The sequence below is a fragment of the Paraburkholderia sp. RL17-381-BIF-C genome (assembly GCF_046026435.1).
Taxonomy (GTDB): Bacteria; Pseudomonadota; Gammaproteobacteria; order Burkholderiales; family Burkholderiaceae; genus Paraburkholderia.
The window spans coordinates 1-19,841 of the sequence record NZ_JARESX010000032.1 but is presented as its reverse complement, the minus strand read 5'-3'; the positions used below and the strand labels follow the sequence as shown (position 1 = coordinate 19,841).

General features: G+C 61.8%; 17 protein-coding genes and 2 tRNA genes. 2 read left to right on the top strand and 17 right to left on the bottom strand.

Going from position 1 to position 19,841, the window contains the following annotated elements; all coding sequences use genetic code 11:
- The first annotated feature begins 81 nt into the window (after positions 1 to 81).
- Entirely contained in the window at positions 82 to 3,366 is a 3,285-nt protein-coding gene (locus P0D70_RS20310; RefSeq protein ID WP_408185793.1) for an autotransporter, read from the top strand.
- 147 nt (positions 3,367 to 3,513) lie between these two features.
- Here P0D70_RS20310 and P0D70_RS20305 read toward each other — a convergent pair.
- The 15 genes from P0D70_RS20305 to P0D70_RS20235 form a co-directional block, all read right to left on the bottom strand.
- Positions 3,514 to 3,590: transfer RNA gene (locus P0D70_RS20305), tRNA-Pro, on the bottom strand.
- A gap of 63 nt (positions 3,591 to 3,653) precedes the next feature.
- On the bottom strand, positions 3,654 to 4,073 hold the full coding sequence (locus tag P0D70_RS20300) for a MerR family transcriptional regulator (protein WP_091792688.1): 420 nt from the start codon (positions 4,071 to 4,073) through the stop codon (positions 3,654 to 3,656).
- 46 nt (positions 4,074 to 4,119) lie between these two features.
- A complete protein-coding gene (locus tag P0D70_RS20295; protein WP_091792687.1) occupies positions 4,120 to 4,530 on the bottom strand; it encodes an integration host factor subunit alpha in 411 nt (136 codons plus the stop codon).
- 69 nt (positions 4,531 to 4,599) lie between these two features.
- Entirely contained in the window at positions 4,600 to 7,035 is a 2,436-nt protein-coding gene (gene pheT, locus P0D70_RS20290; RefSeq protein ID WP_408185792.1) for a phenylalanine--tRNA ligase subunit beta, read from the bottom strand.
- A 155-nt stretch (positions 7,036 to 7,190) separates the two neighbouring features.
- Positions 7,191 to 8,204: a phenylalanine--tRNA ligase subunit alpha gene (pheS, locus tag P0D70_RS20285; protein ID WP_007181117.1), complete on the bottom strand. Its 1,014-nt coding sequence runs from the start codon at positions 8,202 to 8,204 to the stop codon at positions 7,191 to 7,193.
- 157 nt (positions 8,205 to 8,361) lie between these two features.
- Positions 8,362 to 8,721, bottom strand: coding sequence for a 50S ribosomal protein L20 (rplT, locus tag P0D70_RS20280; RefSeq protein ID WP_006052502.1), 360 nt, complete (start codon positions 8,719 to 8,721; stop codon positions 8,362 to 8,364).
- Positions 8,722 to 8,750: 29 nt separating this feature from the next.
- The gene (gene rpmI, locus P0D70_RS20275; protein ID WP_006052501.1) at positions 8,751 to 8,948 is read right to left on the bottom strand and encodes a 50S ribosomal protein L35; all 198 of its coding nucleotides are present in this window, start codon (positions 8,946 to 8,948) and stop codon (positions 8,751 to 8,753) included.
- A 252-nt stretch (positions 8,949 to 9,200) separates the two neighbouring features.
- Positions 9,201 to 9,725, bottom strand: coding sequence for a translation initiation factor IF-3 (infC, locus tag P0D70_RS20270; protein WP_074263967.1), 525 nt, complete (start codon positions 9,723 to 9,725; stop codon positions 9,201 to 9,203).
- A gap of 49 nt (positions 9,726 to 9,774) precedes the next feature.
- Complete coding sequence (thrS, locus tag P0D70_RS20265; RefSeq protein WP_091792685.1) at positions 9,775 to 11,682, bottom strand: threonine--tRNA ligase; 1,908 nt, start codon at positions 11,680 to 11,682, stop codon at positions 9,775 to 9,777.
- Between the two features lie 253 nt (positions 11,683 to 11,935).
- A tRNA-Val gene (locus tag P0D70_RS20260) sits at positions 11,936 to 12,012 on the bottom strand.
- A gap of 131 nt (positions 12,013 to 12,143) precedes the next feature.
- Positions 12,144 to 14,387 carry a RelA/SpoT family protein gene (locus P0D70_RS20255; protein WP_408185791.1) on the bottom strand — a complete coding sequence of 748 codons (2,244 nt, stop codon included), beginning with the start codon at positions 14,385 to 14,387 and terminating at the stop codon, positions 12,144 to 12,146.
- 58 nt (positions 14,388 to 14,445) lie between these two features.
- Positions 14,446 to 14,799, bottom strand: a complete 354-nt coding sequence (locus P0D70_RS20250; protein WP_091792683.1) for a RidA family protein — start codon at positions 14,797 to 14,799, stop codon at positions 14,446 to 14,448.
- A gap of 84 nt (positions 14,800 to 14,883) precedes the next feature.
- Positions 14,884 to 15,798 (bottom strand): alpha/beta fold hydrolase, encoded by a 915-nt coding sequence (locus P0D70_RS20245; protein WP_408185790.1) that lies wholly within the window; start codon positions 15,796 to 15,798, stop codon positions 14,884 to 14,886.
- 279 nt (positions 15,799 to 16,077) lie between these two features.
- On the bottom strand, positions 16,078 to 16,719 hold the full coding sequence (locus P0D70_RS20240; RefSeq protein ID WP_007181111.1) for a CoA transferase subunit B: 642 nt from the start codon (positions 16,717 to 16,719) through the stop codon (positions 16,078 to 16,080).
- Positions 16,720 to 16,721: 2 nt separating this feature from the next.
- Entirely contained in the window at positions 16,722 to 17,426 is a 705-nt protein-coding gene (locus P0D70_RS20235) for a CoA transferase subunit A (protein ID WP_028200192.1), read from the bottom strand.
- A gap of 244 nt (positions 17,427 to 17,670) precedes the next feature.
- On the opposite strand from P0D70_RS20235, the gene P0D70_RS20230 reads away from it, so the two are divergent.
- Entirely contained in the window at positions 17,671 to 18,216 is a 546-nt protein-coding gene (locus P0D70_RS20230) for a LuxR C-terminal-related transcriptional regulator (protein ID WP_408185789.1), read from the top strand.
- A gap of 45 nt (positions 18,217 to 18,261) precedes the next feature.
- Here the strand turns inward: P0D70_RS20230 and P0D70_RS20225 are convergent, their stop codons facing one another.
- A complete protein-coding gene (locus P0D70_RS20225; protein ID WP_091792679.1) occupies positions 18,262 to 18,693 on the bottom strand; it encodes an acyl-CoA thioesterase in 432 nt (143 codons plus the stop codon).
- A 184-nt stretch (positions 18,694 to 18,877) separates the two neighbouring features.
- Positions 18,878 to 19,654 carry an SDR family oxidoreductase gene (locus tag P0D70_RS20220; RefSeq protein WP_091792678.1) on the bottom strand — a complete coding sequence of 259 codons (777 nt, stop codon included), beginning with the start codon at positions 19,652 to 19,654 and terminating at the stop codon, positions 18,878 to 18,880.
- Positions 19,655 to 19,841: the final 187 nt, after the last annotated feature.

The following is a 19,841-nucleotide window of genomic DNA, read 5'->3' as shown; positions in this document are numbered from 1 at the left end:
CTTCGCTTCGCACCCTGCCTGGGGGTGTCACATGCGCTTCGTACCGTGAGTTCAACTGCCGCTCGTTGAACCTCACGCGCCATGTCCGACATCCACGCAGTACCGCCGCACTCGATCCCCTCGCCCGAGGCCGAAGCGACTGAAGCGCCCGTTCATCAGCATGGCGGCGCATCCGCCTTGCCAGACATGGGTGCGCCTCAGGGGCGGCCGCTAGTCGACGAAACGCTGCTGGGCAGGTTCAGCAACAAGCTCTCGCGTGCCGGCGCGCGGCTGCGCGCGAGCAAGTTCGATATCAGCACGGCGCTCTCGCAATCGAGCCAGCACGGCAAGCCATTTGCGCCGGCCGATTTCACCGCGAATGGCGCGCGCTATTCGGCCAAACCGGTAGTGGCGTCGAACGCGGCCGGGACTCCGCTGGCCAGGAGCGAACGGGAAATGCGCCAGGCGCTTGGCAAGACCGCGCGGTCTTCGTCCTCCCCGGCGGCGAGCCTCGCTGCGGAGCATGCCAACGCAAACGCCGCATCCACGATCCCGCTCGACGCGATGGCCGGCGCGGCCGCGCTGAGCGACTACGTGGGCCGTCAATTGCCGGGCCCTGACCACGACCTGCTCGCGCAGGGCGAGCTTGCGCATCGGCTGGCCGCGTTGAGCGGCCCGCATGCCGCCACACAGACCCAACGCGGCGCATTGCTCGCGCAAGCGTTACACGGCGCGCAGATCGGTGATGCGCACAGCGCCAACGCGGTGCTCGATGCACTCGAACAGCTCGACTTCGCGCAGATGCACTCGGCCCGCTCGACGACGCCGGCCGAAGCCGGCGCATGGCGAGTCGCGCGCACGCTGGCGCGCACCGACGCCGGTTTCGACGCGCTGAACCAGTTGCGCCATCACGGACAGGCGCAGCCCGGCGATGGGTCGACACAACTCGCCCAGCGGATGATGCTGCAAGCCGCCGACGCGCTCGATCCGCCTCTATACGGCGCAGGCCCGGCGCAGGACCCCGCGCCCGCCGCGGTCGCCGCGCGCTCGGCGCCCGTGGCCGGCACGCTGACGCATGACAGCCCGCTCGCGTGGCAGGCTTACGACGCAGCGTCCACGCTGGCCACGCAAGGCCGCGGCGCGCTGAGCGCGGATCAGAAAGGCGCGTTCTTCGCATGGCGCCAGAATTTTCGGGAAGACGGACGCGGCAGCGAGCTGTCACAGGCGCGCGAACGTCTGAACAAATTCTCAGCGAAGACGATCGACCGCGTCGGCGACAACCGTTGGAAGACGTTCTTGCCGCGGCTCGCCGGCAAACGCAGCTCGCCATTGTCGGCACTGCGCTTCGGCACGCAAGGCGTGCCGCGCAAGACCATCGGCACCGAGCAGGGCAAGTTCGAAGAGGCCTTGCGTGAGTCGTTGCCGCCGCTGTGCGAGCGGCCCGAGATGCGCGCCGCGGCCGCGCTTTCGCACGCGCGCCCGGAACAGTCGATTGCCGAACTCGCGGCGCTGCATGTCTGGCTCGAAGCGGGCGGCTTTCCGAATGGAAAGCTCGACGCCGATCAGTTGCACGAGGTCACCGAACGCGCGCAACAGCTGTGCGCCGAATTGCAAGCGCGCGACGTCGGCTCGCCCGCCACGCTCGCGCGCCTGCAAAGCGAGACGACGCGCTGGGCCAACGCAGATCCGCATACGCTGGCGCGCAGCAAGCCGTTCCGGTCGATCGCGAAACAACCGTTCACTCTGGAGCGGCTCGCCGCGTGGGGCAAGGTCGCGAAGGTGCCTGCCGATTCGCCGTTCTGGGCCCACGTATCGAAACTGAAGGACCAGGCGCGGCCGCCTGCGCCGGCTGCCGATGCGGACAGCGTCGCCGCGGTCCGGCAAACGCTGAAGGACGTGGCGCACGATCTGCAATCGAGCTCGCGTCTGCGTCTTACCGACGGCCGCCGTATCGGTGTGAGCACGCGCGGGTTGTCGGCGAATCTCAGCAAGGTGCTGCACACCGGCGGCGTGCCGATCGCACCACGTGTCGATCTGCGCGCGTCGAAGAGCCGTGAAGCGGTGGTCGAGTTGAGCCGTGGCACGCACGGCGTCGAGATGTTCGTCGGCACCGCGAAAACGCAGGTGCGGCATGCCGGGGTCGGCGTGCTGGTGGGCTACGACATGGACGTCGGCTTGACCCAGTTGCGCGCCGGACTGACCACCCAGGCCGTGCTGCACTCGCAGGAATTGTCTGAGCCGAGCGGCGTGTCGCTGCGTGTCGCACGTCGCGTCAATCCGAACGGCACCGGCTACGATGACAATGCAATGCGTGAAAAACTCGAAGGCATCATCGATCATGTCTTCGACGAAGCGACCCAGGCGCACGGCGCTAACTCGGGTGGCTCGCGCGGCACCTGGGCCCGGCTCGCCGAACGCTATTTCGATGATCCCGATGTGTCGATCAGTTGGACCGACACGGTGGCGCGCACCGTCAAACGCGGCGCGTCCGCCGATCTCGGCCTCTCCGTCAGCGTGCCGAAGACCGGTTCGCCGTTTCGCGCCGGCGCCAACGTCGGTATCGGTTACGAGAAAACCGCACGACAGACGCTCGATTCGAACGAGCGAAGCGGGCGCGTGCAGGTCGAGCAACATCGCGTCGGCGCCGGCTCGCGTCTGATCGGACGGCTGAGCGGGACCGTCAGTGCGACGCAGCCCGTCGGCGCGAAAGAGTCGAGCGTGGGCGTCGGCATCGTCTCGCTCGACGCGCCGTCCGCGACCATGACGTTCAACGACGACAGCCGGCTCGCCAAAGTGCAACTGGTTCGCGAAGACGGTTCGCTGATGCATCGCGCGTGCTTACTGGACACCGAATACTCGAGCGCCGAAACCTATACGCGTGCGCTCGATGCGAGCCGTGACCAGTGGGTCGATCTGTTCACCGAGCAGGTGAACGCTGAACAGGAAGGCGAACGACAGGAGGCGCGATTGAATGGCAGACCCGAGCCACAGCAACCGCCGGCGCGCACGCTGGCGGAACAACGGCTCGACCGGCATCTTGGCGATGTGAAGGCGAACCGGCGACCGAACCAGACTTACTTTCACCGCTACCGATTGCGGCGTAGCGCGGCAAAACAACTCGACATGCTGGCGGCGATGTCGAAGCAATTGCCGCCGGGCGAGGCGGTTGCAGGACGTGCGGAGATCGATGAAAAGGTGAACGGCATTCTGAACGAGCCAGCTTCGTGGATGCCCATTGAGCTTAAGGTCAAGGAGCGCACCACCAGCACGCGGAGTCCCGGTTTGAATTTCGCGCTGCAGTTGAATACGCAAACGAGCGCGACGGGAGACCGTGAGTTGTTTGCTGAGAGTATTCCGTTTGCGCTGGTGGATCGACTGGATAGTTGAGGTGCCGATGGCTTGCTTTACGTTGCGCGAGCTCATGCGGCGCGGAGCCGCCTGGGGATCGTTTGACTGGCCGTTTGACTTTTTTAGGCGGCGGCCAATGAAAAAGCCGCAGTGCCTTACGGCACTGCGGCTTTGATCTTTGATCTTTGGTCGGGGCGAGAGGATTTGAACCTCCGACCACCTGCACCCCATGCAGGTACGCTACCAGGCTGCGCTACGCCCCGAACAGCAAGAAATTATAACAGACACTTCATTCGATTAGAACCGCCTTCTGCTAACAAAGGCGATTAGTGGCTCAGCAAATCGATCACGTGCAGCAATTCTTTACGCAACTGCTCGACATCCACCGAGGCCGTGGCAGCACCCGTGGTTGCCGCGGGCAACGTTGCGCCCTCGCCTTCCTCGAATACACTTGCCGGCGCAGCGTGCGCGCCACCGCCATGTGACTCGAGCCGGTTGCGCGCCCCGTTGATCGTAAAGCCCTGCTCGTACAACAACTCACGAATCCGCCGGATCAACAGCACCTCATGATGCTGATAGTACCGGCGATTACCGCGCCGCTTGACCGGCCTCAACTGCGTGAACTCCTGTTCCCAGTAGCGCAACACATGCGGTTTCACACCGCATAGTTCGCTGACCTCACCAATCGTGAAGTAGCGCTTCGCCGGAATCGGAGGCAAGACGACTTTTTCGATCGTCGCTGTCATCGTCAGTTAGCCGTCGTGGTGGGTTGCGCGGGAACGCGCTAATCGATCAGCGCGTGAAGCTCGCTTCAGCGCCGTTCTCGACCAGCGCTTTCAGCTTTTGACTTGCATGGAACGTCACAACGCGGCGCGCGGCGATCGGAATCGCCTCGCCGGTCTTCGGGTTTCTGCCGGGACGCTGAGGTTTGTCACGCAACTGAAAGTTGCCGAACCCCGACAGCTTCACGCTGTCGCCGCTCTCCAAAGCATCACGGATCACCTCGAAAAACGCTTCGACCATGTCTTTCGCTTCCCGCTTGTTGAGCCCGACATTGTCGAACAGCAACTCCGCGAGTTCCGCCTTGGTGAGTGTCGGCGTTTCAGCAGAAGCGACGGCGGGTGATGTCGGAATATCGCGAATCATGGCGCTGCGTTGCGCCGTAAGAAGGGCTTCGAAATCACTCGAGTTCATTTCATTCATATCTATCAAATGGCGCGCCAAGCAGAAAACAATGGATGCGGAAACAGCCGTGCAATTGTTAAATGCGGGTTATCCGCGCAACCGTGCGCCATATACTCGAGCAAGACGTTCCACCAGAGTTTGAATAGCCAGATCGACCGTTTCATCCTGAAGGGTTCCGCCAGTATCTTGCAAGGTCACACGGAACGCAAGGCTTTTCTCGTGAGCAGCCAAGCCACCGGAAGTGTTTGATTTTGGACGGAATTCGTCGAAAAGCGCAACCTTCTGAACCGTCTTGCAGGCGGGCTCGGACTGAGCATTCTGTAGCTCGTCCAGCAGTGCCTGAACCTCGATTTTCTGATCGACAACCACGGCAATATCACGACGCACCGGCGGGAATTTAGACACTTCCGACGGAGTGGGCAATACGCGCTGCATTAACGCCTCTGCTTCGATTTCAAACAGAATCGGTGCATGCGGCAAATCATATTTCTGCATCCAGCGCGGATGCAATTCGCCAATCCAGCCGACTGCGCGGCCATTCAATTCAATACGCGCGCTGCGTCCCGGATGCAATGCCGGATGTTCCGCTTTGACGAAACGCGCGACCGCCGGCGCCAGCACGGCTTCCAGATCGCCCTTCACGTCGAAGTAATCGACCGTGCGCGTCGGTGCGCCCCACTGCTCGTCGAGCGCAGGACCGTACGCGAGGCCGCCGATCATCTTGGGCTGTGCAAAGCCTTCAACCGTCAGTTCACCGGCCTTGATCGACGGATCGTGCAGGAACACGCGGCCGGCTTCGAACACGCGGACGCGATCCGCCGCGCGACGGTTCAGGTTCGTGCGCAGCACGTGGATCAAGCTGCCGAAGAGCGTAGTGCGCATCACCGACAACTGGCTTGCAATCGGATTCAGCAGACGTACCGGCTTGTCATTACCGGCGAAGTCCTGCTCCCACTCGGCGTCGACGAAACTGAAGTTCACCGTCTCCGCGTAATCGCGGGCGGCGAGCGCGTGACGGATCACGTGGATCGACCGCTGCGTTTCGTTGGTCGCGCGCATTTCGCTGGTCGCGACCGGCGGACGCGCCGGAATTTTCTCGAAGCCGTAAATACGCGCGACTTCTTCGATCAGGTCTTCTTCGATCTCGATATCGAAACGGTACGACGGCGGCATCACCGAGAACGTATCTTCACCTTGCTCGAACGACAGGCCGAGGCGCGTGAAAATCTGCGCGATTTCGTCCGCGCCGATTTTGATGCCGATGATGCGATTCGCGCGCGAGACGCGCATTGTGACGGGCTCGCGCTTCGGCACGTTGACGATCTGATCATCGACCGGGCCGGCTTCGCCGCCGCAGATGTCGAGGATGAGTTGCGTGATGCGTTCGATATGATCGACGGTAGTCGCGTAGTCCACGCCGCGCTCGAAGCGATGGCCGGCGTCGGTCGAGAAATTGTATTTGCGCGAGCGACCGCGAATGCTGTCGGGCCACCAGAACGCGGCTTCGAGATAGATGTTGGTGGTGTCGAGCGTGACGGCGGTGCTGTCGCCGCCCATGATGCCCGCGAGACTTTCGATGTGCTGCTCGTCCGCGATCACGCCGACGGTTTCATCGAGCTCCACCGTGTTGCCGTTCAGCAGCTTGAGCGTCTCGCCCTTGCGGCCCCAGCGTACATCCATGCCACCGTGGATCTTGTCGAGGTCGAACACATGCGACGGACGGCCCAACTCGAGCATCACGTAGTTCGAGATATCCACGAGTGCGGAAATGCTGCGCTGACCCGAACGCTCGAGTCGCTCCACCATCCATTGCGGCGACTTGGCACGGGCATTCACGCCGCGAATGACTCGCCCCGAGAAACGGCCGCACAGATCGGGCGCCGAAATTTTGACGGGGAGCGTCTCGTTGAGCTTGACTTCAACCGGTTTGATGACGAGCGGGCGCAGCGGCGCACCGGTAATCGCCGAGGTCTCGCGCGCCACGCCGAATACCGAGAGGCAATCCGCCTTGTTCGGCGTCAGCTTGATCTCAAAAACGGTGTCGTCGAGATTGAGGGTTTCACGGATGTCCTGGCCGATCGGCGTATCTTCCGGCAGGATCATCAGGCCGCTATGATCTTCCGAGAGCTTGAGTTCGCGTGCCGAGCACAGCATGCCCTGGCTTTCCACGCCGCGCAGCTTCGAGAGCTTGATCGCGAACGGCGCGCCGCCCTCTTCAGCGGGCGGCAGTTGCGCGCCGACCAGCGCGACCGGCACCTTGATGCCCGGCGCCACATTCGGCGCACCGCACACGATGTTCAGCGTCGCGCCCGTGCCGGCGTCGACCTGACACACGTTGAGCTTGTCCGCGTCAGGGTGTTTGACGACTTCCAGCACCCGGCCGACGACGATCTTCGAGGTCGGCGGCGCTGCCGGCCGCAGGTCTTCGACTTCGAGACCCGCCATCGTCAACGCGTGCGACAGTTCGTCGGTCGTCAGTTGCGGATCGACAAAGGTTCTCAGCCAGGATTCCGGGAATTGCATGGTTCTGTGTACGTTCTGATCAGGTTAGGTCCACGTCCGGCAGCAGCTGGCGTGACTCGGTGTTCTGAGATTCATCGGGCCCTGCCGGGGACGCTGTGGCGGCTCGCACTGCGTGCGTTGCCGCGCTCTATGCTTGTCGCGTTCGACCGAGCGGTTCAGGCGAATTGCCGCAGGAAACGCAGGTCGTTTTCGAAGAACAGACGCAGGTCTTGCACGCCGTAACGCAACATGGTGAGCCGCTCGAGGCCGCTTCCGAAAGCAAAGCCGATGTAACGCTCCGGGTCGAGGCCCATGTTGCGGATCACCGTGGGGTGAACCTGGCCCGAGCCCGAAATTTCGAGCCACTTGCCGGCGTTCTTGCCCGTTTCGAACAACATGTCGATCTCGGCCGACGGTTCGGTGAACGGAAAATACGACGGACGGAAACGCACGAGAATATCGTCGCGCTCGAAGAATTTTTTGAGAAAGTCGGTGTAGACACCCTTCAGATCCGCGAAGCTGATGTTCTCGTCGATCCACAGGCCTTCGACCTGGTTGAACATGGGCGAATGCGTTGCGTCGCTGTCCACACGGTACGTGCGGCCCGGCACGATCACCTTGATAGGCGGCGTGTTGGTGCGCGCGTAGCGAACCTGCATCGGGCTGGTGTGCGTGCGCAACAGCAGTTGGCGGCCGTCGGCATCTTTGCCGTCGACGTAGAAGGTGTCCTGCATGGAACGCGCCGGATGATTTTCCGGGCTGTTCAGCGAGGTGAAGTTGTACCAGTCGGTTTCGATTTCGGGGCCGTCGGCCACGTCGAAGCCAATAGTACGGAAAATCTGTTCGACGCGCTCCCACGTGCGCATCACCGGGTGCAGACTGCCTGCGCCGGTGCCGCGACCCGGCAGCGTGACGTCGATGGCTTCAGCGGCAAGGCGCTGATTCAGCAGCGCGTCGGCCAGCGCCTGACGGCGGGCCGTCAACGCGGCTTCCACTTGTTGCTTGACGAGGTTGATCCGTGCGCCTTCGGTCTTGCGCGTTTCGGGATCGAGTTTGCCAAGGCCCTTCAATAGCTCGGTCAGCGCACCCGATTTGCCGAGAAAGCGGGCTTTCTCGTTCTCGAGGGTGGTGACGTCGGAGGCTTCTGCGAAGGCTTTTTGCGCGTCGGCGACAATCTGGTCCAGATCCATTGATCCCATCATTTCAACGTCAGTGTTCTATCGAAGCAAATCCGGTTCTACCAACAAAAACGGGGCTCGGTGAGGAGCCCCGTTTTTGCTGCAGCGTCACCGAGACTACCGGATGTTCGCTGCAACGAACCACGCAGTTTAATTGCCCAAAGCGCAATCAGGCTGCAACGGCGGCTTTCACCTGCTGAACGATCGCAGCAAAAGCAGCCTTGTCGAACACAGCCATGTCAGCCAGCACCTTGCGGTCGAGTTCGATCGAAGCCTTCTTCAGGCCGTTGATGAACACGCTGTACGTCATGTCGTGCTGACGCACCGCCGCGTTGATACGCGTGATCCACAATGCACGGAACACACGCTTCTTGTTGCGGCGATCGCGGTAGGCGTATTGGCCTGCGCGCATGACCGCCTGCTTGGCGATGCGATAGACGTTATTGCGACGGCCGCGGTAACCCTTGGCCAGCTTGATGATCTTCTTGTGACGGGCCCGTGCGGTAACCCCACGTTTTACTCGAGGCATGTTTCGCTCCTATGAGTTTCGGTTAAGGGTTAAGCGAACGGCAGCATTGCGCGCACGGAGTTCAGATCGGAATCATGAACTGCCGTCGAACCGCGCAGATGGCGTTTGTTCTTGGTGGTCTTCTTGGTAAGAATGTGGCGCTTGAAGGCTTGACCGCGCTTGACGGTACCACCCGGACGCACCACGAAGCGCTTTGCAGCACTCTTCTTGGTCTTCATCTTCGGCATGACAACTCCATTATTAGATGGATATGGGTGTGCGGTCGGCCAGTTGGCCATTACCCGCCCTTCGAAACCCACTCCACTTGGTATGCAGACCGCCTGAACAGCCGGCAGCCGCTTTTCAGGAAGCGGCGCGCGTTGATTTGCACACGCGCCGTTCCGAAACCTGCCGATACCGCACCGGACACCCGGTGCCGCACCGTTTAAATCTTTCACAACCGAAGCGCACGCCACATGGCGTGCCGCTGCTTCAGCCGGTTACTTCTTTTTCTTCGGAGCGAGCACCATGATCATCTGGCGCCCTTCCATTTTCGGCATCTGCTCGACCTGACCGACTTCGTCGAGGTCCGTGCGCAGGCGCTCGAGCATGCGCATACCGATTTCCTGGTGAGCCATTTCGCGGCCACGGAAACGCAACGTGATTTTCGTCTTGTCGCCGTCGTCGAGGAAGCGGATGAGGTTGCGCAGCTTGACGTTGTAATCGCCGTCGTCCGTGCCCGGGCGGAATTTAACTTCCTTGACCTGGACGATCTTCTGCTTCAGCTTGGCCTCGTGTTGCTTCTTCGCTTCCGAGTACTTGAACTTGCCGTAGTCCATCAAGCGGCAAACCGGCGGGACCGCTTGCGGAGCGATTTCGACCAGATCCACGTCTTGCTGTTCCGACATGCGGAACGCATCGGCGAGTTTCACGATGCCGAGCGGTTCGTTCTCGACGCCGACCAGACGCACCTCGGGTGCCGTAATTTCACCGTTGATGCGGTGCGCAGACTTATCAGTAGCGATGTTACGTTTCCTCTAAAAATTAAAAAAACGAGCCGGGCTGCCAAGTGGCTCAGTTGAACGACTGCACGTCCTGGCGCAGACGCTCAATGAAGGTGTCGAGGGGCATCACGCCCATATCGACACCACCACGGGCACGCACGGCTACCGTTTGGGCTTCACGCTCTTTGTCGCCGACCACAAGCAGGTACGGCACCTTTTCCAGCGTGTGCTCGCGTATTTTATAGCTAATCTTCTCGTTGCGCAAATCGGCCTCCACTCTAACCCCTTGTTTTTGCAACGATTGGGCTAGAGCTTGCGCATATTCGGTCTGACTTTCGGCGATATTCATCACCACGACCTGCATTGGCGCAAGCCAGGCAGGCATTGCCCCAGCATGGTGCTCGATCAGGATACCGAGGAAACGCTCCATTGATCCGACGATTGCCCGGTGCAGCATGATCGGACGGCGGCGGCTGTTGTCTTCGGCAACGTATTCCGCACCCAGACGCTCCGGCAGAACCATATCGAGCTGCAGCGTGCCGCATTGCCACGAACGGCCGAGCGCGTCCTTGATGTGATATTCGACCTTCGGGCCGTAGAACGCGCCCTCGCCGGGCAATTCTTCCCACGTTACGCCGCAGGCCGTCAGCGCTTCGCGCAAACCCTGCTCCGCACGATCCCATGTCTCGTCCGTGCCAGCGCGCGCGTCCGGGCGCAGCGACAACTTGATCTCGACATTGTCGAAGCCAAAGTCTTTGTAGACGCTCATTGCCAGCGTATTGAACGCGATCGATTCGCTGATGAACTGGTCTTCGGTACAGAAAATGTGTGCGTCGTCCTGCACGAAACCGCGCACGCGCATCAGACCATGCAGCGCACCCGACGATTCATTGCGATGGCACGAGCCGAATTCCGCGTAACGCAGCGGCAGATCGCGATACGAACGCAGACCGTGGTTGAACACCTGCACGTGACCCGGGCAGTTCATCGGCTTGATTGCGTAGTCACGCTTCTCAGATTCCGTCGTGAACATGTTTTCACGATAGTTCTGCCAGTGGCCCGACGCCTCCCAGAGCGAGCGGTCCATGATCATCGGCGTCTTGATTTCGAGGTAGCCCGCGTCGTTCACGCGACGGCGCATGTACTGCTCGACCTGCTGCCACAACGTCCAGCCGCGCGGATGCCAGAACACCATGCCCGGCGACTCGTCCTGCATGTGGAACAGATCGAGTTGTTTGCCGAGCTTGCGGTGGTCGCGCTTTTCCGCCTCTTCGAGCATGTGCAGATACGCTTCCTGATCTTCCTTCTTCGTCCAGGCCGTACCGTAGATCCGCTGCAACTGTTCGTTCTTCGAATCGCCGCGCCAGTAGGCGCCCGCCACCTTCATCAGCTTGAAAACTTTCAACTTGCCGGTGGACGGCACGTGCGGGCCGCGGCACAGATCCGTGAAGCCGCCATGCGAGTAAAGCTTGATTTCGTCGGTAGCGGGAATCGATTCGATAATCTCGGCCTTGTACTTTTCACCAATGCTCTTGAAGTAGTCCACCGCTTCGTCGCGCGACACCACGCGGCGCGAAACCGGCTCGTCTTTCTTCGCGAGTTCCTGCATGCGCTTTTCGATCTTCTCGAGATCTTCCGGCGTGAAGGGGCGGTTGTACGCGAAGTCGTAGTAAAAGCCGTTGTCGATCACCGGACCGATCGTGACCTGCGCTTCCGGGTACAGATCCTTCACCGCGTACGCGAGCAAATGCGCCGCGGAGTGACGGATGATATCGAGTCCGTCTGCGTCTTTCTCGGTGACGATGGCGAGCGCCACGTCGTGATCGATCAGCGCGGACGTATCGACCAACTCACCGTCGATCTTGCCGCCGAGCGCGGCCTTCGCGAGGCCGGGGCCGATCGAGGCGGCCACTTCGGCGACGGTCACCGGATGCTCGTACTGTCGAACAGAACCGTCAGGCAGACGTATCGAAACCATTGCGTTCTCCGTGGTGCCGACCGGCGGCGGCACATACAACCAGGTGAAAAAGCCCAAAAAAAATGCGGCCCCGCTTTCGAGGGGCCGCATTCACATTTCCTGCAAACTACATTGGCGAAAGTGGTCCTCGACTAGCGTCGCTCCGAAGTGGTTTCGGTCAACGTTCGCGGTGTCATAACCGTATTCGCCTTTTGCGCCAAAGGCGCTTGCTGCAGCTTGCGAAACCCCGGCAAAACCGGAATTTCTCTTTCGTTGGTAGGCTCGATTGGACTCGAACCAACGACCCCCACCATGTCAAGGTGGTGCTCTAACCAGCTGAGCTACGAGCCTGAAGAAACGAGATTATATGGAGCCCCACACCGCTTGGCAAGTACTTTTATGCGCCGACTTTAAATATTGACTCGCGAATTCGTGCGCGCCCACGGAATACCCCCGCCAAGATGCACCGTCTCGAACATATATCAACTCTTGCGCGATGCGCGCACCACACCCGTCACTTCACCGAGCAGCGTACAGGCGCGCTGAATCTGTGCGGCGCTCGACACCTCGACGGTGAATTGCATGAACGCAGCGTTACGGCGCGTCTGCGTCTTCACGCCGATCACGTTCATCTTTTCGCGCGCGAACACTTCGGAAATATCGCGCAGCAAGCCCTGCCGATCCGTCGCGTCGATCGAAAGATCGACCGGATAGACCGACTGGCCGCGCCCACTCATCACCTCGGCCGACCACGCCGTTTGCAACACCCGCTCGGGCGCGCGCTCGGCCATGCGCAGGAACGTCGCGCAATCGCTGCGGTGAATCGACATGCCCTTGCCGCGCGTGACGAAGCCGCAGATATCGTCGGGCGGAGCCGGCCGGCAACAGCGCGCGAGTTGCGTGAGCAACGCGTCGACACCGACCACCAGCACGCCGGTGGACGCGCCGCGCGCCACGCTCGCGCCACTACTGCGCTTTTCGAATTGCTCGGGCGCCTCGACCACGGGTTCCGGCGGAGGCGCATCGTGCAGCGCCTGCTCGACGAGCCGCAAACTGAATTCTTCTTTGCCCACCACCGAGAACAGGTCGTCGGTGGTCTTGAATCCGAGCTTGGCCGCGAGCTGATCGAGATTGACCGACGTTTTGCCCTCGCGCTGCAAGGTCTTTTCGACCATCGCCCGACCGCTCGCGATGTGCTCCTGGACTTCCACCGCGTTGAACCACGCACGCACTTTTTGCCGCGCGCGCGGACTTTGCAGATAGCCGAGTTGCGGGTTCAGCCAGTCGCGCGACGGACCGCCCTCCTTGACCGCAACGATCTCGACCGTCTGACCGTTCTGCAGAGGCGTGTTGAGCGGCACCATCGCGCCATCCACGCGTGCGCCACGGCAGCGATGCCCCAGTTCGCTATGCAGGTGATACGCGAAGTCGACGGGCGTTGCGCCGTGCGGCAACGGAATCACCCGCGCCTGAGGCGTCAGCACGTAGATGTGGTCGTCGTCGAGCGTGGCCTGACGCAGTTGCTCCCACGGCTGCGCCGCGCGCTTCTCGCCGTGCTCGCCTTCGGAGACTTCGTCTTTCCACGCGAGCAATTGGCGCAGCCATGCAATCTTCTCGTCGTACTTCTCGTTGGCGGCGAACTGGCCGGCGTATCCGCGCGTGCCCGCTTCCTTGTAACGCCAGTGCGCGGCCACGCCGTATTCGGCGAACTGATGCATTTCCTGCGTACGTATCTGCACTTCGAACGCGCGACCGTCGTCGCCGATCACAACCGTGTGCAGCGACTTGTAGCCGTTCGGCTTCGGCCGCGAGATATAGTCGTCGAACTCTTTGGGCACCGGTTGCCACAGGTTGTGCACGATGCCGAGCACCGTGTAGCAATCCTTGATGTCCGGCACGATCACGCGAAATGCGCGCACGTCGTACAGCTCGGCGAAATCCAGTTCCTTGCCGCGCATCTTGCGCCAGATGCTGTAGATGTGTTTCGGCCTGCCGCTCACCTCTGCGCGAATATGCGCGGCGGCCAATTCCCTTTGCAGGCGTTCGATAGCCTGCGCGACATAGCTTTCGCGTTCGACGCGTTTTTCGTCGAGCAGCTTGGCGATGCGCTTATAGGTAACCGGCTCTTCGAAGCGCAGCGCGAGATCCTCGAGCTCCCACTTCAGTTGCCAGATGCCCAGACGGTTGGCGAGCGGCGCATAGATATCGAGCGTTTCGCGCGCCACGTCCGGCGAGGGGGTGATCTTCGCCGCCGCGTAATAACGCAACGATTGCAGGCGCGACGCAAGCCGGATCAGCACCACCCGGATATCCTGCGCGAACGCGAGCAGCATCTTGCGCAGCGCCTCGACCTGCGCGCGCCGTGCGGCCTGGGCGTCGCGCCCGGCTTCGGGCATGGCATTCTGAGCGGCGCGCAAGCTCACCGTGCCAAGGCGCAGCAGCTTGCGCACGTCGCCGACCAGTTGCGCGACTTCTTCGCCGAAGTTGTCGGCGATCACGCGCTCCGGGTCTTGCAGATGCGGCGTCAGCGCAAACAGAGCCGCCGCCAGCACCGCCGGCGGATCGACATTGAGCTTGCGCATGATCGACGCCGTACCCGCCGCGTGATCCGCCAGCATTTCGCCCGATGAGAGCCGCACCTCGCCCGCATGTTCACGCACGAACGCCATCGCCTCGTCGAAAGAAGGGAGGGGGTTCGGCGTGCTCGTAACGATTTCGGTATTCATGGTGCGATGGCCCACCGGGCCAAACGAATCAACGGAATTTCAACAACACATGACTGGCTTAGCTACGCTGCGCAGCAACCGCGACGACTTCGACGAGGCACTTCGGATTGGCGAGCTTCGCTTCGACCGTAGCGCGCGGCGGCGTGGCGCCTTGTGCGACCCACTCGTCCCACACGGCGTTCATGCCGGCAAAATGCGCCATGTCCGAGATGAAGATCTGCACCGACAGCAAATGCGACTTGTCGCTGTTCACTTCGCCCAGCAAACGGTCGATGTGGCCAAGCACTTCGCGCGTCTGGCCCGTGATGTCCTGATCCGCGTCTTCGGCGATCTGACCCGCGAGGTACACCGTACCGTTGTGAACGGCGATTTCCGAGAGGCGCTTGCCGACGTGGTGACGAATGACTGCCATGTAGGATCCTGAAGTTGGTTGAAAGTTGATCGGAGATGCGTTCCGCATCGCGCCCCGTCTGGGGACGCCGGGCGGAACTGCATATTATGACGCGTCAGCGGCCGGTCCGATAAAGAACTGCCTCGCAATGTCGATCTGATCGGCCAACAGGAACGCCGGCGCATGCCCGACGCCCGCAATCTCCGCGCTCGATACGGCGCGTCCGGTCTCGACCATCTTCGCGACGGTTTCACGCGAGAGCAAATCAGATTGCTCGCCGCGCACCACCAGCACCGGCCCCTGGAAAGCGGCCAGCGAATGCCAGAGCGCGGCCTCGCCGAGTTTGGCGGCTTCCTCGGTGGTCGCGGTGAAGGGCTGCGCGATACGCGGGTCGTAACGGAACAGCCACTTGCCGTCCTGTTCGTGCAGAAGCGGCGTGTTGATCTCGCGCCATTCTTCCGGCGTGAGCGGGCCGAAAGTCTGCGCGAGCAACGCGGCGTAGTCGATGCCTTGCTGCAGCGTTTCGAACAGCACGGGCTTGCCGAGATAGTCGCCGATGCGCTTCACCGCAGCTGGCTCCAGATGCGGACCGACGTCGTTCAACAGCATCTTGCGAATCGGCGTTTCCGGCAGGCCGGCCAGCGCGAGTCCGATCAGGCCGCCCATCGAGGTGCCGAACCAATCGACCGTTTCGACATTCAGGCGCGCGATCAACGTGACCATGTCGGCGACGTATTGCGGCACGACATAGAAGTTGGGGTTGGCGAGCCACGATGACAAGCCCCGCCCGGCGACATCCGGACAAACCACGCGGTAAGTGCCGGCAAACTCTTCGGCCAGGCGGTCGAAATCGCGCCCTGAACGGGTCAGGCCGTGTACGCACAGCAGCACTCGCGGATTGGCCGGGTCGCCCCACTCCGCATAGGCGATGCGGTGCAAGCCACCGGCGCTCGCGCACTGCACATAGCGTTGACGCGGCGCGGGCCGCCCGGCGGTGGAAACGGACGTGGTTGCGGTCATCTGGGTTCCTTGCAAAAGCGCTGCGGGTTCGGCCTGGGCGTAGCAGGATCGATAAGCATCCAATCTTCAAACGATTGTAAACCGCTTTGCCGCGCGGCAAGAGTCGGCCGGACGGCATAGGACAACTCAAAGCGGCTACGGGCCAGACAAACAAAAGCGGGCGAGACTCACGCCTCGCCCGCCTGGGAACCACTGTGCCGCCTCCTGCCGCGAGGGCAAGCCCAACGGCCTATCCAACAGCTGCAGACCGCTTCAGACAGCCTGACAACGGCAAGCCCTTCAGCTCACCGCGCTTACATCGAGCGGCGCGCCCGTCTTCGCCTTGATTTCCTCGACGCTCACGCCCGGCGCCAGCTCCGTCACCTTCAGACCGTCTTCCGTGATTTCGATCACGCCGAGGTCGGTGATGATCTGATCGACCACGCCCACGCCCGTGAGCGGCAGCGTGCATTCTTCGAGAATCTTGTGCTGGTCGCCCTTCGCGACGTGCTCCATCAGCACGACCACGCGCTTGACGCCCGCGACCAGATCCATCGCGCCGCCCATGCCCTTGATCATCTTGCCCGGGATCATCCAGTTGGCCAGATCGCCCTTCTTGCTGATCTGCATCGCGCCCAGAATCGCCAGGTTGATGTGGCCGCCGCGAATCATCGCGAACGAATCCGCCGACGAGAAAATCGACGAGCCCGGCAGCGTGGTCACCGTCTGCTTGCCGGCGTTGATGAGGTCGGCGTCCACTTCCTCTTCGGTCGGCGACGGGCCGATGCCGAGCAGGCCGTTTTCCGACTGCAGCCACACTTCGACGCCCGCCGGCACGTGATTGGCCACCAGCGTCGGCAAGCCGATGCCGAGGTTCACATAAAAGCCGTCCTGCAATTCCTTCGCCGCGCGCGCGGCCATTTCGTCACGAGTCCATGCCATGATCAGTCTCCTTTCGCGCGGACGACGCGTTGTTCGATGCGCTTTTCCGGATGCGCATTGAGCACGATGCGCTGCACGAAGATGCCTGGCGTATGGATCGCGTCCGGATCGAGCTCGCCCACTTCGACGATTTCTTCCACCTCCGCGACGGTGATCTTGCCGGCCATCGCGCACATCGGGTTGAAGTTGCGCGCGGTGCGGCGGTAGATCAGGTTGCCCGACTTGTCGGCTTTCCACGCCTTGACCAGCGCGACGTCGGCCGTCAGCGAGTGTTCGAGCACGTAGTGGTTTTCGCCGAACTGGCGAGTTTCCTTGCCTTCGGCGATCAGCGTGCCGTAGCCGGTATTGGTGAAGAACGCCGGAATGCCCGAACCGCCCGCGCGCAGCTTCTCGGCGAGCGTGCCTTGCGGCGTGAATTCGAGCTCGAGTTCGCCGGCCAGATACTGGCGTTCGAACTCCTTGTTCTCGCCGACATACGACGAGATCATCTTCTTGACCTGACGCGTTTCGAGCAGCAGACCGAGGCCGAAACCGTCGACGCCCGCGTTGTTGCTGATGCAGGTGATGCCCTGCACCTTCGAATCGCGCAGCGCGCCGATCAGCGCCTCAGGAATGCCGCACAGCCCAAAGCCGCCGACGGCAAACGTCTGCCCGTCCTTGACGATGTCTTTCAGCGCCTCGGCGGCGCCTGGATAGACTTTGTTCATCAGTTTGTCCCTTCCTTTATGGAAACCCGAATCCGGATCTTTACAGCCCGTATGACGTTCCGCGGGCTCGAGCCCGACACGTCATTCTAGTCATCCCCGGCGGCCTGTGCGGTCAGGTTTCCCTGCACGCCGCGCAAACGCCCGCCGCGGACGGCTTGGCCGCGTTATCGTGTGGTCGAAAGAGTACGCTGCGCGCGCCATGCGGCACAATACGCAAAAATACATAAGTACTTGCCGCCAGCCCATGCCCGCACTGGATTACCAAACCGCGTTCCACCTCGCTCCGATCGGACTCGTGCTGTCGCGCGAACGGACTATCGAAGACTGCAATGACGAACTCGCGTCGATTTTCGGCTGCACGCGCGAGTCGCTGCTCGGCCAGTCGTTCCAGGTGCTGTATCCATCGACGGATGAATTCGAGCGGATCGGCGCGCGGATTCCGCCGATCATGACTGCACAAGGCAGTTACGCGGACGACCGCATCATGAAGCGGGCCAATGGCGAACTGTTCTGGTGCCACGTGACGGGCCGCGCGCAGGAGCGCGCCGACGCGCACGCCGCGGGTGTCTGGACCTTCGAGGACTTGAGCGCGACGCGGCGCGTGGCGGTCGAACTGACGCCGCGCGAGCGTGAAATCGCCGCGCAGCTGGTGACGGGGAAAACCAGCAAGCAGATCGGCCGCGTGCTGGATATCAGCCCGCGCACGGTGGATGTCTACCGGGCGCGGCTGATGCGTAAATACGATACGGGTAACGCGACGGAGCTATTGCAGCGCCTGCTCGGGCATTGAAAAGAGGCGCTGACGGATGCGCGCCGGGATTCGCGCTATCGCCGCTCAGGCCGCCTTGACCAAAACAGCGCGCTCGATGGTCGCGCGCAGCAGGTCAGGCACGGGCACCGACTTGCCGGCCGCGTAATCGATCCATACGCAGCGCGCTGCGCCGCGGGCATACACGGTGTTCGGGTCATCCGCTCGCACGAGCTCAAACCCCGTGTCGAAGCTACTGCGGCCGGGCGTGGCCACGGTCATCCGGCCGATCACGTCGCCGGGATAATGCAGTTGCTTGAGAAACTCCATCGATGCATTGACGATCACCGGCCCCTGTCCGTCGGCATTGCTGCCGGCCAGACCCAACTGCTCGAACCAGGAAATCCGCACCTGCTCCATGTAGCGGAAATAGACCGTGTTGTTCACATGGCCGAAGGCGTCCATGTCGCCCCAGCGGATCGGCATCGACATCTCAAAAACAGCGTGAAAATCGCTCATCGCACTTCTTTATCGGGTTGAAACGAGGTTGAAGCCGGTACGCAGGCCGGCACAGGGAGAAACAGCAACATAGCGTGCGCGCTCATGCGGCGCCAAGGCCAGAGCGCGTAAAACAGTTTCTTCGAACGGGCGCTAATCCGGCCCGCGCGGCTCGCACTGCGTGGGCGGCAGAGCCGGTTTGCGCTCAGGAGAGCCCGAATCCGTCATCGGCCGCAATCACCGAGCCGTTGATGAACTGCGATTCGTCGGCCGCCAGCAGCAGCAGGAGCCCGTCCAGGTCGTCCGGTTTGCCGACACGATGGCGCGGCAGCATCGACACGAGCTTTTGCCCTTGCTCCGTCGACCAGTGATGGTGGTTGATCTCGGTGTCGATATAGCCCGGGCAGATCGCGTTCACGTTGATGCCGTGCTTGCCCCACTCCAGCGCCATGGCTTTCGTCATATGCACGACGGCCGCCTTGCTGATCGCGTACAGGCCGATCTGCGGCAACACGCGCAAGCCCGCCATAGACGCGATATTGATGATCCGGTACGACGGTTTCTGCGCGCTGTTGCCGCGCATGATCATGCGCTTGGCGACTTCCTGCGCGACGAAAAACGCGCCGCGTGTGTTGGTATCGAACACGTACTCGAAGTCGGCGGGCGTGACCTCGGAGAGCTTTTGCGTGGTGGACACACCCGAATTGTTCACCAGGATGTCGATCGTGCCAGCCTCGGTTTCCGCATGCGCGACGGCCGACTTGATGCTCTGATAATCGGTCACGTCGAGCGACACGACGTGGGCCGCGCCACCGGACGCCTCGATCTCGGCGCGCAATTCCTTCAGACGCTCGGTTCGCCGGCTCGCCAGCACGACCTTGGCGCCCGCTTGCGACAACACTTGAGCAAAGCGCTTTCCCAACCCGCTCGAGGCGCCGGTGATCAGCGCAACCTTGCCTTCCAGATTAATCGAACGGCCCATTGTCGTTCCTTGTTCGGTTGTTATTACAGATGCGGTTGACAGGTGCGGTAAGACCGTCAAAAGCAGGCCGATACCGTATCAAGTAAATAGAACGATCGTGCTAATGTCTGCTCATCTGGTTGCAGTGCGGGAGTGCATCGCCCACAATACGAACCCGAAAAAAGCATTCTAACGGTAAGAGGAGCAT

Bases quoted from the DNA above. Each gene is read 5' to 3' on its own strand.
- P0D70_RS20310 (WP_408185793.1), top strand. From the start codon at position 82: ATGTCCGACATCCACGCAGTACCGCCGCACTCGATCCCCTCGCCCGAG.
- P0D70_RS20300 (WP_091792688.1), bottom strand. From the start codon at position 4,073: ATGACAGCGACGATCGAAAAAGTCGTCTTGCCTCCGATTCCGGCGAAG.
- P0D70_RS20295 (WP_091792687.1), bottom strand. From the start codon at position 4,530: ATGAATGAAATGAACTCGAGTGATTTCGAAGCCCTTCTTACGGCGCAA.
- pheT (WP_408185792.1), bottom strand. From the start codon at position 7,035: ATGCAATTCCCGGAATCCTGGCTGAGAACCTTTGTCGATCCGCAACTG.
- pheS (WP_007181117.1), bottom strand. From the start codon at position 8,204: ATGGATCTGGACCAGATTGTCGCCGACGCGCAAAAAGCCTTCGCAGAA.
- rplT (WP_006052502.1), bottom strand. From the start codon at position 8,721: ATGCCTCGAGTAAAACGTGGGGTTACCGCACGGGCCCGTCACAAGAAG.
- rpmI (WP_006052501.1), bottom strand. From the start codon at position 8,948: ATGCCGAAGATGAAGACCAAGAAGAGTGCTGCAAAGCGCTTCGTGGTG.
- thrS (WP_091792685.1), bottom strand. From the start codon at position 11,682: ATGGTTTCGATACGTCTGCCTGACGGTTCTGTTCGACAGTACGAGCAT.
- P0D70_RS20255 (WP_408185791.1), bottom strand. From the start codon at position 14,387: ATGAATACCGAAATCGTTACGAGCACGCCGAACCCCCTCCCTTCTTTC.
- P0D70_RS20250 (WP_091792683.1), bottom strand. From the start codon at position 14,799: ATGGCAGTCATTCGTCACCACGTCGGCAAGCGCCTCTCGGAAATCGCC.
- P0D70_RS20245 (WP_408185790.1), bottom strand. From the start codon at position 15,798: ATGACCGCAACCACGTCCGTTTCCACCGCCGGGCGGCCCGCGCCGCGT.
- P0D70_RS20240 (WP_007181111.1), bottom strand. From the start codon at position 16,719: ATGGCATGGACTCGTGACGAAATGGCCGCGCGCGCGGCGAAGGAATTG.
- P0D70_RS20235 (WP_028200192.1), bottom strand. From the start codon at position 17,426: ATGAACAAAGTCTATCCAGGCGCCGCCGAGGCGCTGAAAGACATCGTC.
- P0D70_RS20230 (WP_408185789.1), top strand. From the start codon at position 17,671: ATGCCCGCACTGGATTACCAAACCGCGTTCCACCTCGCTCCGATCGGA.
- P0D70_RS20225 (WP_091792679.1), bottom strand. From the start codon at position 18,693: ATGAGCGATTTTCACGCTGTTTTTGAGATGTCGATGCCGATCCGCTGG.
- P0D70_RS20220 (WP_091792678.1), bottom strand. From the start codon at position 19,654: ATGGGCCGTTCGATTAATCTGGAAGGCAAGGTTGCGCTGATCACCGGC.